Below are 14783 nucleotides of genomic sequence, written 5' to 3'. Positions count from 1 at the left end.
GATTGCTAACCATCTGGAACCGCTTTCAAACAGAGTTAGAAAATAAGCGAAGGAATCACTATCATTGCGTAAAATTTTGAAAACTTCATGCTGGAAAGCGCCATTGCTTTTCGCTGCATTATAACGTGATTATATGGGGAGCGTTGACTATTGTCAACAGCTCTTTAGGGACAAAGTCCGAATTTTATAACGCTGATCGACAAAAACCGCCTTTTTCCGCCTGAAAAAGGCAATAAAAAAAGCCGCCCCGCTATGCAGCAAGGGCAGCTTCGTGAGTCAATTACAGTTTTACAACGTTCTCAGCTTGTGGGCCGCGGTTGCCTTCTACTACGTTGAACTCAACGCGTTGGCCTTCTTCAAGAGTTTTGAAGCCGTCGCCAGTGATTGCGCTGAAGTGAACGAATACGTCGTTTCCGCCTTCAACTGCGATGAAACCATAACCTTTTTCAGCGTTGAACCATTTTACTGTACCTGTTTGCATGGGTGTTACCTCCAACAATATTAAAATGAATATGCAACTTTTATTTGTGGATAAAATAAAATTCACACATTGTGAAAGGTTCAAACATAACTGTAAACCCTTTACAATATGTGAACGCTTTTTTGAAACATCTTTTGTTTAAGTTAATACTACCACAGACAAATGCGGAAATCAATCGCTTACTTTAATATCTTCCCGGTAAAATATAGACAAAGACGGCGAAAAGCTGAAATGGCTTCGCGCCGTCTTGTCATGAGCCGTGAAAAAATTAGGCGAAGAACTTCACGCGCTCTTCGATTGGCTGGAACTGTTTCTCGCCAGGCTGCGCGGTTGGCTTGCCGAACGGCATTTGCGCGATCAGCTTCCACTCGCTTGGGAGGTTCCATGTTTGTTGCACTTCTTCATTGATCAGCGGGTTGTAGTGTTGCAGGGATGCACCGAATCCTTCTGTTTCCAGGGCAGTCCACACGACGAATTGCAGCATGCCGGAGGATTGCTCGGACCAAACCGGGAAGTTGTCTTTGTAGGCTGTGAATTTTTCTTGCAGACCTTTCACTACGCTTTGGTCTTCGAAGAACAGAACCGTGCCGTAGCCATTGCCAAATGCGTTCATTTTTTCTTCCGTAGGAGCGAAGTTTTCGGCTGGAACGATTTTGCGCAATGTTTCTTTTGTGAGGTTCCACAGTTTATCGTGTTGTTCGCCCAAAAGCACAACAACGCGGGCGCTTTGCGAGTTAAAGGAAGATGGAGTATGCTTTACGGCTTCTTCAACAAGCTCGCGGATGCGCTCGTCAGAAGCAACGGCTTCCTTGCTGATTCCATAATAAGTTCTTCTGTCTTTAACGGCTGTAAAAAAGTCTTTGCTCATGATCATTTACCTCCAGGAGATTGTGTTTTATTTACATAGTGGATGAAAAAAGTTGAACTTATTCAACATAATTAACTTACGTTTCGTAACCTAATATATTTTATTAGAAGCACATTGTCAATACCTTTCCGGCAAGGAAGGTGCAGTTTCACTATCAGTATTCCCAATCTCAGTGTAAGTAATTTCCTTTCGCTATACAAACAAGTCAAACACTTTACAGCAAAGAAAAGTAGCGATAACGTGGAGGAGGAAAAAGTTTTTTCAAACAGGATGAAAACAAGCAGGGAGAGCGGAAGGAGGGCAGGCGAAAAGATGCTTGATCAGCAAAAAAAGCAGCGCATCCTGATCGTTACATCGGTAGCGGTTGAACGGGATGCGGTCATCGCAGGTATTGGTGAAGATGAGCGGTTCACCTTTTTGATCGGAGGCGTGGGGCCAGCAGCTGCGGCTGCCAGCACAGCACGGGCTTTGACCGAAGCTCGCTACGATCTGGTCGTATGTGCCGGAATATGCGGCGGATTCGTCGGACGTGCAGATGTCGGTTCGCTCGTGGTTGCCAGCGAGATTGTGTGCGCCGATTTGGGGGCCGAGACACCGGATGGTTTTCACAGTGTGGACGAGCTAGGGTTTGGTTCTGCGCGCGTACCAGTCGCGGATGAACTGGCAGAGCAGGTGGAGCAAGCGATGTTGCAGGCGGGCTTGCCTATTTATCGCGGGCAAATTTTGACGCTGTCCACGGTGACGGGAACGGCGCAAACGGCGCAGGCACTGGCAGAAAGAATGCCGGGGGCGCTCGCGGAGGCAATGGAAGGCTACGGCGTTGCCATCGCCGCGCAAGCAAGCGGAGTGCCTGTACTGGAGATCAGAACAGTTTCCAATGCGATTGGTCCGCGCGACAAGTCGGCTTGGCGGATCAAAGACGCTCTGGAAGCTTTGCAAAAAGGAAGCGCAGTATTGCGGGAGGTGCTGTAGATGAAGATTGCATTTTCACCGTGTCCGAACGATACGTTTGTCTTTCACGCCTGGGTGCATGGCTTGATCCCTGGCGCACCGGAACTGGACATCATGTACGCAGACATTGACATTACGAATACGCTTGCGACGCGGGCGGAAGGCCCGGAAGTGATGAAAATTTCTTACGCCGCCTTGCCGTGGGTGCTGGACAAGTACGCGCTGCTTCCGTGCGGAGGGGCTTTGGGCAGAGGGTGCGGCCCGCTTGTCCTGACGCAAGGCGATTCCGGCGCGAGTGCCAACGATCCGGCCCGGCTGTCCGGCAAACGGGTGGCGGTACCGAGCGAGCGTTCCACAGCTTACTTGTTGTTCCGCTTATGGGCAGCGCAAAACGTCCCGGGAGGCGTCGGAGAAATCGTCGTGATGCCGTTCCATGAAATCATGCCAGCTGTACGAGACGGCAAAATCGACGCGGGGCTGGTCATCCACGAAGCGCGCTTTACTTATCAAAATTACGGTCTTTCACTCATGACCGATCTCGGCAACTGGTGGGAGGCGGATACGAATCTGCCTATTCCTTTGGGAGCGATCATCGCGCGCAGATCGATGGATTTGGAGTCGCTGGCGAACTGGACGCGGGCATCGGTTGAGTACGCCTGGGCGAACCCGACAGCATCCGAGGAGTATGTCATGTGCCATGCGCAAGAGTTGTCTGTTGAGGTTGCCAAGGCACATATTGACTTGTACGTAAACGAATTTACCCGAGACTTGGGCGAAGATGGCTATGCGGCGATTACTGCCTTGCTCGGTCGTGCAGCGGAGGAAGGGCTTGTCCCGCGCTTCGATCTGTCGCTGCTGCGCGGATAGACAGGTATGGAAAAAAGAAAACGAAAAGCACAGGGGCTGCGTCTCTGTGCTTTTTGGCGTCCATGGCAGGAAGAGCGGGGGAGAGATTGCGGAGAAGCGCTGCATTTGTCATGGAGTTGAGCTGTGATGGGGCTAGGCGGGCATGATGATGCCGCAGGCGAGTCTTTTGCCGCTATTCCCGGATGGCTGTGTCCGGTAGTCGTCGGGATTTTGGTGAATGATCACTGATCTTCCGACGACATCTGCTGCCCTGAACTTGTTGGTAAAAAAGCTCATTCGCGTGTACCCGTCATTGGAAAAGAGTACGGGGAAGTCGCCGGCATGGTTGCCGTGCGGCTGGTTGGTCGGGTTCCAGTGGCTTCCCGCTGCGGTAAAAGGATCGTCGGCATTGCCGACTGTGCACACGCCGTGGTCGTGCAGGTGAAAGCCAAAAGGACCGATCGGCTGTTGATTGCCGGATGCAGGCTTGTAGGGCGGTAAACCGATCGCTTCCACATACACCTCTGTCCCGTACGGAACGTCCGTGAAGACGACATAGCCGTTCAGGTTCGGAGCCAGCGGCCCGCCCTGAATTTGCGCATAGGCTTGTGTCGGCGCAGCCGGGTATGAGGAAGAAATCATTCTCGCGTCGTAAAAATAAGGCGAATACCCGTTCATTTCCACATCCCCCTCATGATGGAATGGTTACGATGATCATCCTATGTAGCAAATGGGCGGATGGTTCATCGACGAACGAGTCGCTTATGTTGACGCTGATAATTATTATCATCTACAATCAGATGGACTTCCCCATGAGGGACAAAAGGTGAGTAAACGATGAAAAGAGTGCTTTTGATTGAAGATGAAAAAAACATGGCAAGATTTATCGAGCTTGAATTGCGCCACGAATCGTTTTCCGTCGTTGTCGCTGATGACGGAAAAACAGGACTGGAGCTTGCGCTAAAGGAAGAGTGGGATCTCGTACTGCTCGACTTGATGCTGCCGGAAATCGATGGGATCGAAGTGTGCCGCGCCATTCGCGAACGCAAAAAAACGCCGATCATCATGCTGACGGCCAGGGACAGTATCGATGATCGCGTCTCGGGTCTGGACAGCGGCGCAGACGACTACATCCCGAAGCCGTTTGCCATTGAGGAGCTGCTTGCGCGAATGCGGGTCGTGTTCCGCAGACAGGAGGAACAGACCGACCTGACGCGGACGAAGCTTGCTTTTCGCGAGCTTGTCGCAGATTTGGAAGCCCGCACGGTAGCAAAAGCCGGCCAAACCATCGAGCTGACGAAAAGAGAGTATGATCTGCTGGTGGTGTTCATGAAAAACATCAACCGCGTATTGCCCCGCGATGTGCTGCTGGACACGGTATGGGGATACGAGTCGGCGGTGGAAACGAACGTGGTCGACGTGTACGTGCGCTACTTGCGCAACAAAATCGACTCGGCACAGGAAGGCAGCTACATTCAGTCCGTTCGCGGAATCGGATACGTGATGCGCAAATGAAAAAATACACCCCGTCGCGCCTGTCCAGACTTCCGATCAAATGGAAGCTGACCCTTTGGTCGTCCGTGCTGCTGTTTTGTGTGTTCATCGTCTACAATACCGTCCAATACTTTTTTGTGGAAAAATGGATGATCCATCAGGAGGAACAAGCCACCGAAAAAACGATGCGCGAGATTCTCAATTTTGCTCTGGAAAGGGAGATTTCCTTTGAGGGGGCCGATCTCGACGAAATGCGCGGCTTCCTGCAAAAAATCAACCAGCAAGACCAGCGAATCCGCATCCTCGACGAACAAGGAAACCCGGTCGCTGTCGTGTCCAATGGCATCGAGGACAGCCTGGCAGCTACGATCACTGGCTCCCCGCACGAACAGTGGCGGAGCATGCACGTCAAAGGCAATCTGCTGTTGATGGAGCGCCCGATCACGATTTTTCAGTTTGACGGCACGGTGGAGATTGTAAAAAACATCAACGAATTTGAGCAACTGAGCGGAGCGCTGTTTCAATTTATGGCGATCGGCTGTCTCGTTGCGGTTATCATCAGCGGCCTCGGGGGGCGGATGCTGGCTCGCCAGCTGGTGAAGCCGCTGCAGGCGATGAATCAGACGATGAAAAATGTGAAGCAAAAAGGGCTGGCTGAGCGGATCGCCTTTTACGATAACCACGATGAGATCGCTACGACGATGAACATGTTTAACGTCATGATGGACAAGGTCGAACGTTCTTTTCAACAGCAGCGGCAATTCGTCGAGGATGCCTCGCATGAATTGCGGACGCCAATCGCGATCGTCGAAGGGCATTTGGGCATGCTGCATCGCTGGGGCAAGCATGACCCCGCTGTTCTGGAGGAATCTTTGCAAATCTCGATTCAGGAGCTGGCGAGGTTAAAAGCGCTGGTAGAAGAACTGCTGGCACTGACGCGGGCGGAAAACTTGCAAATGGATGAAGCAACGGCTGTGTGCGAGCCGGAGCAAGTCATTTTGCAGACGATCAAAAAAGTGAATGTGCTGCATCCGGCTTTCACCATGGAGCGTGATTTGCGAGAGCTGTCAGGAGTGAGGCTTGCGATATCGGTGGAGCACCTGGAGCAGATTTTGCTGATCCTGCTCGACAACGCCGTCAAGTATTCGCGGGAACGAAAACGGATCGCTGTGCAGGCGACGGTGCAAAAAGAAAGAGTGTGTCTGGCCATCAAGGATGCAGGGATTGGCATTCCGGCAAAAGACTTGCCTTTTGTCACAGATCGCCTGTATCGGGTAGACAAGGCACGAAACCGCAAAAGCGGCAGCGCAGAAGGGAACGGGCTTGGTTTGTCGATCGCGAAGCGGCTGGTCGAGCGGTACAACGGGGCTTTGTCCATCGAGAGCATCGAGCAGGAAGGGACGACTGTAAACGTCTTCTTGCCGATTCGCGCGGGCGTGCAATGAGGACAAAAATGTTTTTTTGATTTTCTCATCGTTTTCTCATTTTGTTTCGCTAGAATAAGCCTTGTCGATTGGAAATGATATTCATTATCAAAACAACCGGAGTAAAGGGGACGAATCAAGATGAGAAAAACAAGCATGCTCGGTCTCATGCTTTTTACGATGCTGACCGTGCCGTTCATGGCAGGCTGCGGTGCCGGACAAGGGCAAGGCGAAGGCAGCGCGAATCAGCCGCAAGCCAGCACGGAAGCGCCAAAAGCGGACGAGAAGGCAAGCAAGGATCAGGTTGTCAACGTATTTACGGCCAGACACTACGAGATCGACAGCAAGTTGTTCAGCGAGTTTACCAAGCAAACCGGGATCAAGGTCAACGAAGTAAAAGGAACTGCCGAGGAGCTGGTTGAACGCCTGAAGCGCGAAGGGGAAAGCTCGGAAGCGGATTTGTTCATCACCGTGGATGGCGGCGTGCTGAACTATGCCAAACAAAATGGCGTTCTTCAACCAATCACTTCCGCCGAGGTGGATAAAAACGTGCCGAGCAAATGGCGCGATTCCGACAATGAGTGGATCGGCATGGCGACCCGCGCTCGCGTCATCGTGTATGCAAAAGACCGCGTGAAGCCGGAGCAGCTGTCTACTTATGAAGATTTGGCGAGCGACAAATGGAAGGGCAAAGTGCTGGTGCGTTCTTCTTCCAACTTGTACAACCAATCGCTGGTCGCTTCTTTCATTGAGCTGAACGGCGAACAGGCTGCCCAGGACTGGTCAACTGGCCTCGTCAACAATCTGGCTCGCAAGCCGGAGGGCGGCGACCGTGATCAGGCAAAAGCCATCGCTGCCAAGATCGGCGATGTTGCGATCATGAACACGTACTACGTCGGGCAAATGCTGAACTCCAAAGACGCCGAAGAAGTGAAGGTCGCAGAAAATATCGGCGTATTTTTCCCGAACCAAACTACGACTGGCACACATATGAACATCAGCGGCATCGGCCTGACCAAGCACGCCAAAAACAAAGACAATGCCATCAAGCTGGTGGAATACATCACGGGCAAAGAAGGCCAAACGATGTTGACACAAGGCAGCTTTGAATTTCCTGTCAACGCCGAGGCAGAGCAGCCTGCGCTGTTGAAAGAGTGGGGAGAGTTTAAAACACAAGAACTGAACTTTGCAAAGCTCGGCGAGAACAACAAAAAAGCCGTTGAACTGATGAACAAGGCAGGGTGGAAATAAAAGATGACGGGAGCTGCGTTGCGAAGAAGCCTGAAACGAAAGTGGAACGGGTGGGTAGCGCTGAGCGTGACAGGGGCCGTTTTGGCCCTTCTCCCGTCTCTTTATATTTTGCTCGGACTGTTTGCGCGAACGACCGAGAACTGGCAGCATATTCAGGAATACATGCTGCTGGACTACGCGCTGCAATCGCTCTTGCTTGTGCTGGGAACTGTGGCCTGTACGATCGTCGTAGGCGTTTCGCTGGCTTGGCTGGTAGCTGCCTACGACTTTCCGCTGCGGCGTTTTTTTTCGTTCGCTTTCGTACTGCCGCTGGCGATCCCGCCGTATATTGCCGCGTATACGTACGGCAACATGCTGAGCTATACGGGGAGTATTCAAACTTTTTTGCGAAATGAATGGGGGCTGGCTCCCGATCAGCGCTATTTTGACATCATGTCCATGAAGGGCGCTATTTTTATTTTCACGCTGTTTTTGTTCCCGTACGTGTATTTGATTGCGAAAACATTCATGGAAAAGCAGAGCGCGGCTTTCATCGAGAACGCCCGCTTGCTGGGGAAAAATTCGTTGCACATCTTTTGGCGCATCGTGCTGCCACTCTCGCAGGCTGCGATTGCCGGCGGGGCAAGTCTCGTTGCGTTTGAAGTGCTGAACGATTTTGGCGTCACGAAGCATTTTGGCATTCAATCGTTTACGGCTGCCATTTTCAAGACGTGGTTCGGCATGTATGACGTCGATTCTGCAATTCGTCTGGCGGCCTGGCTCATGAGCTTGATTATCGGGATTTTTGTGGTCGAACGGCTGGTGCGCAGACGCAAAAAGTTCAGTTCCCCGACCAACCGCATGACGCCATTGCGCAGGAGAAAGCTGAAGGGGCTGCCCCAGTACGCGGTGCTGTGCTTTTGTGTCGCGGTCGCAGCTTTGTCTTTTTTCATTCCGGTCGCGCAATTGGCAGTTTGGGCGACGTGGACGTACAAGGAAGTGCTGAACGACGTATTTGTGCAGCTTTTGACCAATACATTGCTGATTTCCTGCATCTCCATCACGCTCTTGATGATTTTGGCGGTCACAGTGGCAAATGTCATTCGCTACTCGCGAACTTCCGTATTTTCGCTGGTCATGACTAGGCTGATCTCCATGGGCTATTCGATCCCGGGAGCGGTATTGTCCATCGGCGTGCTTGCCGTCGTGATTTCACTCGACAAAGAGCTTGCGCCGTTGTACGCCTGGCTGGGCTTCGCGGAAGGCAAGCTGGTCATCAGCATGTCGCTGTTCATGCTCATTTTCGCGTACATCATCCGCTTTCTCGCGGTCGGCTACAACGCAGTGGAAGCGGGATTTGAAAAGACGGGAAACCGTTATGCGGAGGCGTCCCGCTTGCTCGGCATGGGAATGACGCGCACTTTTTTCAAAGTGGATTTGCCGTTGATCAAGGGCGCAGTAATTACCGGGTTCATCCTCGTGTTCATGGAGATCGTCAAGGAGCTGCCGCTTACTTTGCTGCTTCGTCCTTACAACTTCGAAACTTTGGCGACGAAAGCGTACCAATACGCCAGCGATGAGCAGATTCATCAGGCGTCGATTCCTTCGCTGCTCATCATCGGTGTCGGCATCGTTTCGGTTTACTTTTATCACTGGCTGGGGGAGAGGCAGGCAAAATGAGCTTTTTTCAATTGGAGAATGTCACATTTGGCTATGATACGGGGAGCGGGCCTGTCGTGCGCGATTTTTCGCTGCGCATGGAGCAAGGGGAGATCGTCGGGATACTGGGAAGCAGCGGCTGTGGAAAAAGCACGTTGCTGCGCTTGATCGCCGGGCTGGAAGCTCCTGCGGGAGGGCGGATTTTGATCGCTGGAAAAGTGCTGGTCGATCCGCGGCAGTTTGTCGAGCCTGAGCATCGTGGGGTCGGGATGATTTTTCAAGATTACGCTCTGTTCCCTCATCTGACCGTCGAACAAAATATTTTGTTTGGACTGCATCGGCTGACCAAAAGGGAACGGGAACAACGTCTGGGGGAAATGCTGTCTCTCGTACAGATGGAGGGCTACGGAAAGCGGTATCCGCACGAGCTGAGCGGCGGGCAGCAGCAGCGGGTAGCTTTTGCCCGGGCCTTGGCGCCGCGTCCCGCGATTTTATTGATGGATGAGCCATTCAGCAACCTGGACGCGGATTTGAAAAAGAAAATACGGGAAGATTTGAAGCAGCTGCTTCGCCACGCGCACATCACGACGATATTGGTGACCCATGACAAGGAGGATGCGGAAACGATTTGTGATCGGATCATCCGACTGGCTCGGTGACGGGCAAAGTGTCGCTTTCTCCTCAAAAGTGCAGCATACAGCAAATAGATGGTGTATAATGTGCTTGTAACGATTGCAGTTTACGGTTGGCCCGTTGGCAAGAGCCGTTGAATAAGAGGAGGATGTACGATGAAAGTAGAAGTTTGGTCTGATTTTGCCTGCCCGTTTTGCTATATTGGCAAGCGTCAACTGGAAGGAGCTTTGTCGCAGTTCCCGAACAAGGATCAGGTCGAGGTCGTTTACCGCAGCTTCCAGCTCGATCCAACCATGGAGCGCGATACGAACATGGACATGCATCAGGTGCTGGCGTCCAAATACGGCATGTCGCTTGAGCAAGCAAAAGGCATGAATGACCGTGTAGCTCAACAGGCAAAAGGCGTCGGTCTGGACTATTACTTTGACACGATGATTCCGACGAATACGTTTGATGCCCACCGTCTCGCTCACTATGCGGCTACTCACGGCAAAATGACGGAGATGAAGGAAAGACTGCTGAAAGCGTACTTCACGGAATCGCTGCACTTGGGAGATCACGAAGTATTGGCGCAGCTCGCTTCCGAGGTTGGACTGGACAAAGAGGAGACGCTCGCCATGCTGGCCGGTGACGAATACAAAGACAAGGTGCAGGAAGACAAGCAAAGAGGTGCCGATCTTGGCATCAACGGCGTGCCGTTCTTCGTTTTCAACAACAAATACGCGGTATCCGGCGCGCAGCCTGGAGAAGTGTTCCTGGGAGCGCTGAACAAAGTATGGGAGGAAGAACAGGCTGCTGCCCCTCTCCAGTTTGTCGGCCAGGATGAAAAAGAAAAGACAGCCGGGGACAATTGCGCGGACGGTTCCTGCAAGCTGTAAACGACAGGTTGTGTGAGCATGAAGCTGAATCGAATTGATCAGATAGCCAAGCCGCGCTTTCGGATTGCTGTTCACGTACTGGTCTGGCTCGCCCAGAGTGGCGGAGTGCTATCGAGCGCGACGATTGCGGCCCAAGTCAAGACACATGCCACTTTTTTGCGGCGTGTCATGGCCCAGTTGACCCGTGCCGGTATTGTGGAGGCAAAAGAGGGGCGCGTCGGCGGCTACTACATGACGAAGTGCCCGAAAGAGTTGACGCTGGCCGATATTTACCGCTCTCTCCCGGAAGAACGTGAGGAAGACAGCCAGGAAGAGCTGGATTGCGGCGAGGTTGGCGTGCAGCTCGATCGGCATTTGGAGTCATTGATGAATCAGGCTGAGCAGCAGCTAATCTTGTTCCTCGGGCGGTATACGCTGGCAGATGTCATGGACAGCATCGGCTTTGGCCAGGTAGAACCGAGCGAAGAATTGCTGGAAATCAAACAGGAAGGCCGACTCTTGTAATGGGAGTCGGTTTTTTTGTGGAAAAAACAGGATATTGCATTTTTTTGCCGAAGCGTTTTGCAGAAGAAGTCCAAAGGAAAAGGAAGAGAGCGCAATGGCATATACATTCGAAGATTTGTACGAAGCAACAGAAATAGACGATTTCGATGAGGTCAAACGGATCTTGCAAAAGCAGCCCGATTTGATTCATGGCAAGGACGAGTATGAGTTTTCCATCTTGCATGCGGCGGTGATGACTGAAGACGAAGAGCTGCTTGAATGGTTGATCGCAAAAGGTGCCGATGTTCACGCCAAAAACGATGAGGGCATCACGCCGCTGCACATCGTCTTGTACCCGGAGATTGCCACCCTGCTGATTCGGCATGGGGCGAATGTCAACGCTGCGGCGCATGACGGAAGTGCCCCGCTGCACACACAAGTGTCTGACGGGGAGGAACGGCTGGATGTCATCGAGGTGCTGCTTGCGCACGGAGCGGATAAAACGCAAAAGGACGATCGTGGTCAGACTCCGCTCGATATTGCCCTTGAACGCGAGGAAAAAGAGATCGCTCAATTGCTTGGACAAGCGGAGTAAGGCTGCGCTCATTGCGGATGACCGCGCCTACTCCCAGTCGGGGCAGGGCTTCTTTGGTTATGTTCACTGCCATAACTGTGCTTCTTTTGTTCGTAAAAATTCAGCGACGGCATCGTGACCTTGCCGGATGGCCAAGGAATGGCAGCCATTTTTTACCGAAGACGAGTTTCCGTCAGCGGATAGTGGCTACGTACATGTTGCTTGAAGGTCGCATAACTGCACTCGTATACATGGGAATCGTGGTCGCTTTCGCACAGAAGAGTCATCCCGAGACGGCGGGCAAACCGATTGCCGGCAGCCGTTAACGTATCAATGATGATCGAGTGGATGCGAGTGCCGCTTCGTTCGACCTCATCCAGCACGTCGAGATAATGGTGGAGCATGATAGGCAGGGCGCCACTTTTCCGATAAGCATCGGCGACAACGACGCAAGACAAAAAGTAATGGGCTGACTCGCCAGGCAGCTTCGGATCGTCGATATCCGCTGTGGTCATGAGGCTGTCGTTGAAACGCCCCGCTGCGATCTGCTCGTAGATGTGTTTCTTGACAGGGAGCAGGTTCATGAAAGCGACAATCCGTCCGTCATCCTCCATGGCGACGATGCTGTCAGGCCGATAGCGATACCAGTTATAGCTTTCCTCGTACGGGGTGATGAACTCGGCGTCATAGTAGGCAAGCTCCAACTGCTCCATCTGCCGAAAATGCTCCAATTGCAGTTGCTCTTGTTTTTTCATGGGTTTGTTCTCCTTGATCAGACTCGATGATGCTTGGTACAAGGTTGTCTGAAGTCATCGGGTATTGGAAACTAACTAGCATTTTAATATAGAGCGGAAGCAGTTGTGAAAGAATGGAAAATATTCCGGTCAGAGAGTGAGTCATGAAAAAAGAGGGGGAACGGCTCCCCCTCACGAAAACGTTTTCCGCTATTTGTCCTGCAAAATACCGAGGTACTCTTTCCACGGGCCTACGTCTGTCGTGTATCGTTTTGCCATCGCGCGGACGATTTGGGCGATGTGCGTCAAGTCGTGGACGACCCAGGTGGAGATTAGCTCCCGCGCTTTTACCGGACCGAATGCCGGGTGCAAGCCGGTCAGTTCCAGATGCTGGTCGGGATCAATCAGTTCGGTCAGTCTGGCGATATTTTGCAGGCGAATCGTCTTGAAGTCCTGCAATTTTTCTTCCAAGGATGTCTCGGCCTGATTGTTCAGATGGGCAAAACGGTCAAACGGAGGGAACGGCTCGCTCTCGCCCGCGAGCAAAAGATGTTCCAGTCTCGGTATCCAATTCGTTCGTTCCGCTTCGATCAGGTGCTCCAGAACTTGTAGCGGGCTCCACGTATTTTCGCCTTCCGTGCAGTTGAGCCATTCGCTCGAAAGTCCTCCGAGAGTATGCTGCAACGTCTGCGGTGTGCGCTCCAGCATCCGGGTAGCCTCACGCATTGTGAAATTCATCGAATCGCCCCTTCTGATCCGTATCAGGATAAGTGTTTATGTGCCAAAACGCTGGCGATACCCACAGCGTTTGCACAATTCCTCGACAGCTTCCCTCCGTGAAAACCCTTCGACGATGGCATTGGCCCGCTCGCCTTCCACAATGTCGGTAAACGTTGTCTGCTGAATGTTGCCCAGTTTGATGACTCCTTCGCCGTCCAGACAGCAAGGAACGACTGTCCCGTCGACAAGAATGGCAGCCTGACTGCGCAGCGCGTGGCAAAAGCCGCGGCCCTCGTCGCTTGGAGCTGTCATGCTTGGCCACTGAAACTCGTGATCCTGATTCAAATATACGCGCTCGGCGATTTTCACGCCGCTGCCGGGCACGACTTTTTCTTCAATCTGGTAGTCCAGGCCAAACTCTTTTTCAATCATCTCCAGCGTCTGGCGGTTTCTGCTCTTTTGAATGTTCGTGATGTTGTCCTGGGTCAAATTCCAGAGGCGAAAGGAAAAGATGACGTTGTGTTCCGCAGCATCGCGGACAAAAGAGAGAATTTCCCGCAAGTAGCCTTCGCGGTCGGTGGAACCGATATGGCCGTCAAAGCTGTGCAGGGAGAAGTTCATTTGCCGCAGGGCAGGCTTCCCCAACAGCTTATGCCGATTTTTCGCGATCAATGTGCCGTTGGTCGTGATGTTGACCTTGAAGCCTTTTTCGTGGCTCACGTCGAGCAACTCGTCAATTTTGGGATGCAGGAGCGGCTCTCCTTTTACATGCAAATAAATATGCCGGGTATGCGGCTTGATCTCATCCAGCCGTTTTACGAAGTTTTCCACCGAGATAAACGTAGCCTTGCGCTCGGTCGGCGGACAGAACGTACAGGCGAGATTGCAAATACTCGTGATCTCTATATAAACTTTTTTAAATGTTTTCAAGATCGTGTCTCCATTCCAGTTGTCCTTTGTTAGTAGGCAGGTATACCTCACATAGTAACATAGGAGGGGAAAGAGGGGGAGCGGTGTATTATGGCGGGAAGTGCTGCCACAGGCTGAAAATGCCTGGCTGCCGGGACGCGGATGTTTCGTCTGCAATGAGGGCGGGGCATTCCATGTGTCTCAAAAAAACAAGAAGTAACCGTCCGCCAAAGTCTAGCGAGTCGGTTACTTCTATATATAGGTATAAAGGGAAACGATCGGTCTATCGCGCCGTTTATTTTTTCACGCTTTCAATATACTTGGTCAGGTACTCCTTCACTTTTGTCGGATCGGCTTTCAGCTCATTGCCTGTTTTCACTTGCGTACAGCGTGTTGTTGTACTTGTCGCCTTCCGTTTCCGTATTTTGATCGCCATACGGGATGTCTTTGTTTTTATCAAAAGTTGCCACGTCGTACGTGTTGGTTTTCTCCACTTGCTGCTTGGATACGATGCCTCCCGATTGGTGCGCCAAATAGTTCAATACTTGAGGGAAAGGCTCGACCCTTTGGACGTAATCACGTCGTCATCGGCATGAATATACGAAGACTTTGTTGGCGGTGATTCCGATTCCCGATCCGCAGGTTGAGGCGAAGAAGAAGAGAGTGTTGGTGGAAGAGCAGGCGGGAGTGGACAAGTACAACCTGGAGCATTCTGAGCTTGTCGAAGTATCGAAAGGGCATTGGGGGAATGCGGGCAGATGGTTCCCCTCCAGCATACATGGATGGATTGATTTCGCGGTGCCCCGTGTCTTTGCGCAGCAGATTTCAGATGGCTTCGCTCTATGTTAAAATATCCCTGTATTTCCATATCGCTTTTCGTTCTAGTCTTTCATTTCGTG

General features: G+C 52.0%; 17 protein-coding genes and 1 pseudogene. 11 read left to right on the top strand and 7 right to left on the bottom strand.

Annotation, left to right across the window (positions count from 1 at the left end; all coding sequences use genetic code 11):
* Positions 1–280: 280 nt before the first annotated feature.
* Together M2298_RS21555 and M2298_RS21550 are read right to left on the bottom strand one after the other, a co-directional pair.
* Complete coding sequence (locus tag M2298_RS21555; RefSeq protein ID WP_063230452.1) at positions 281–481, bottom strand: cold-shock protein; 201 nt, start codon at positions 479–481, stop codon at positions 281–283.
* Between the two features lie 268 nt (positions 482–749).
* A complete protein-coding gene (locus M2298_RS21550; RefSeq protein ID WP_280649084.1) occupies positions 750–1349 on the bottom strand; it encodes a nitroreductase family protein in 600 nt (199 codons plus the stop codon).
* A gap of 312 nt (positions 1350–1661) precedes the next feature.
* Between M2298_RS21550 and M2298_RS21545 the strand changes: the two genes are divergently transcribed.
* Positions 1662–2321 (top strand): futalosine hydrolase, encoded by a 660-nt coding sequence (locus tag M2298_RS21545; RefSeq protein ID WP_173597103.1) that lies wholly within the window; start codon positions 1662–1664, stop codon positions 2319–2321.
* Complete coding sequence (locus M2298_RS21540) at positions 2322–3167, top strand: 1,4-dihydroxy-6-naphtoate synthase (protein ID WP_280649083.1); 846 nt, start codon at positions 2322–2324, stop codon at positions 3165–3167.
* Between the two features lie 132 nt (positions 3168–3299).
* Here the strand turns inward: M2298_RS21540 and M2298_RS21535 are convergent, their stop codons facing one another.
* On the bottom strand, positions 3300–3824 hold the full coding sequence (locus tag M2298_RS21535; protein WP_122966202.1) for a superoxide dismutase family protein: 525 nt from the start codon (positions 3822–3824) through the stop codon (positions 3300–3302).
* A 159-nt stretch (positions 3825–3983) separates the two neighbouring features.
* Between M2298_RS21535 and M2298_RS21530 the strand changes: the two genes are divergently transcribed.
* The 8 genes from M2298_RS21530 (at position 3984) to M2298_RS21495 (ending at position 11542) form a co-directional block, all read left to right on the top strand.
* Positions 3984–4661 (top strand): response regulator transcription factor, encoded by a 678-nt coding sequence (locus M2298_RS21530; RefSeq protein ID WP_173597101.1) that lies wholly within the window; start codon positions 3984–3986, stop codon positions 4659–4661.
* Positions 4658–6085: a HAMP domain-containing sensor histidine kinase gene (locus M2298_RS21525; RefSeq protein ID WP_280649082.1), complete on the top strand. Its 1428-nt coding sequence runs from the start codon at positions 4658–4660 to the stop codon at positions 6083–6085. Before M2298_RS21530 ends, M2298_RS21525 begins: the two co-directional genes overlap by 4 nt.
* A 120-nt stretch (positions 6086–6205) precedes the next feature.
* Positions 6206–7315 (top strand): Fe(3+) ABC transporter substrate-binding protein, encoded by a 1110-nt coding sequence (locus tag M2298_RS21520; protein ID WP_122966199.1) that lies wholly within the window; start codon positions 6206–6208, stop codon positions 7313–7315.
* A 3-nt stretch (positions 7316–7318) separates the two neighbouring features.
* Complete coding sequence (locus tag M2298_RS21515; RefSeq protein WP_280649081.1) at positions 7319–8974, top strand: ABC transporter permease; 1656 nt, start codon at positions 7319–7321, stop codon at positions 8972–8974.
* Complete coding sequence (locus M2298_RS21510) at positions 8971–9612, top strand: ABC transporter ATP-binding protein (protein WP_122966197.1); 642 nt, start codon at positions 8971–8973, stop codon at positions 9610–9612. The genes M2298_RS21515 and M2298_RS21510 overlap by 4 nt, the downstream gene beginning before the upstream one ends.
* Before the next feature lie 129 nt (positions 9613–9741).
* Complete coding sequence (locus M2298_RS21505; protein ID WP_173597098.1) at positions 9742–10464, top strand: DsbA family oxidoreductase; 723 nt, start codon at positions 9742–9744, stop codon at positions 10462–10464.
* A gap of 18 nt (positions 10465–10482) precedes the next feature.
* Positions 10483–10968 carry an Rrf2 family transcriptional regulator gene (locus tag M2298_RS21500; RefSeq protein ID WP_280649080.1) on the top strand — a complete coding sequence of 162 codons (486 nt, stop codon included), beginning with the start codon at positions 10483–10485 and terminating at the stop codon, positions 10966–10968.
* 94 nt (positions 10969–11062) lie between these two features.
* The gene (locus M2298_RS21495) at positions 11063–11542 is read left to right on the top strand and encodes an ankyrin repeat domain-containing protein (protein WP_280649079.1); all 480 of its coding nucleotides are present in this window, start codon (positions 11063–11065) and stop codon (positions 11540–11542) included.
* Positions 11543–11694: 152 nt separating this feature from the next.
* Here the strand turns inward: M2298_RS21495 and M2298_RS21490 are convergent, their stop codons facing one another.
* The 4 genes and pseudogenes from M2298_RS21490 to M2298_RS21475 form a co-directional block, all read right to left on the bottom strand.
* A complete protein-coding gene (locus tag M2298_RS21490; protein ID WP_280649078.1) occupies positions 11695–12276 on the bottom strand; it encodes a GNAT family N-acetyltransferase in 582 nt (193 codons plus the stop codon).
* 189 nt (positions 12277–12465) lie between these two features.
* The gene (locus M2298_RS21485) at positions 12466–12993 is read right to left on the bottom strand and encodes a DinB family protein (protein ID WP_280649077.1); all 528 of its coding nucleotides are present in this window, start codon (positions 12991–12993) and stop codon (positions 12466–12468) included.
* A 36-nt stretch (positions 12994–13029) separates the two neighbouring features.
* Entirely contained in the window at positions 13030–13905 is an 876-nt protein-coding gene (locus tag M2298_RS21480) for a radical SAM/SPASM domain-containing protein (RefSeq protein ID WP_280649076.1), read from the bottom strand.
* A gap of 356 nt (positions 13906–14261) precedes the next feature.
* Positions 14262–14444 (bottom strand): annotated as a pseudogene (locus tag M2298_RS21475) (ABC transporter substrate-binding protein); the annotation flags it as partial.
* Positions 14445–14496: 52 nt separating this feature from the next.
* Here M2298_RS21475 and M2298_RS21470 point away from each other — a divergent pair.
* On the top strand, positions 14497–14733 hold the full coding sequence (locus M2298_RS21470) for a hypothetical protein (RefSeq protein ID WP_229049829.1): 237 nt from the start codon (positions 14497–14499) through the stop codon (positions 14731–14733).
* The last annotated feature ends 50 nt before the right edge of the window (positions 14734–14783 follow it).

Origin of the sequence: Brevibacillus sp. 1238 (genome assembly GCF_029892995.1) — a bacterium.
GTDB lineage: Bacteria > Bacillota > Bacilli > Brevibacillales > Brevibacillaceae > Brevibacillus > Brevibacillus parabrevis.
This window is presented reverse-complemented; position numbering and strand designations above follow the sequence as displayed.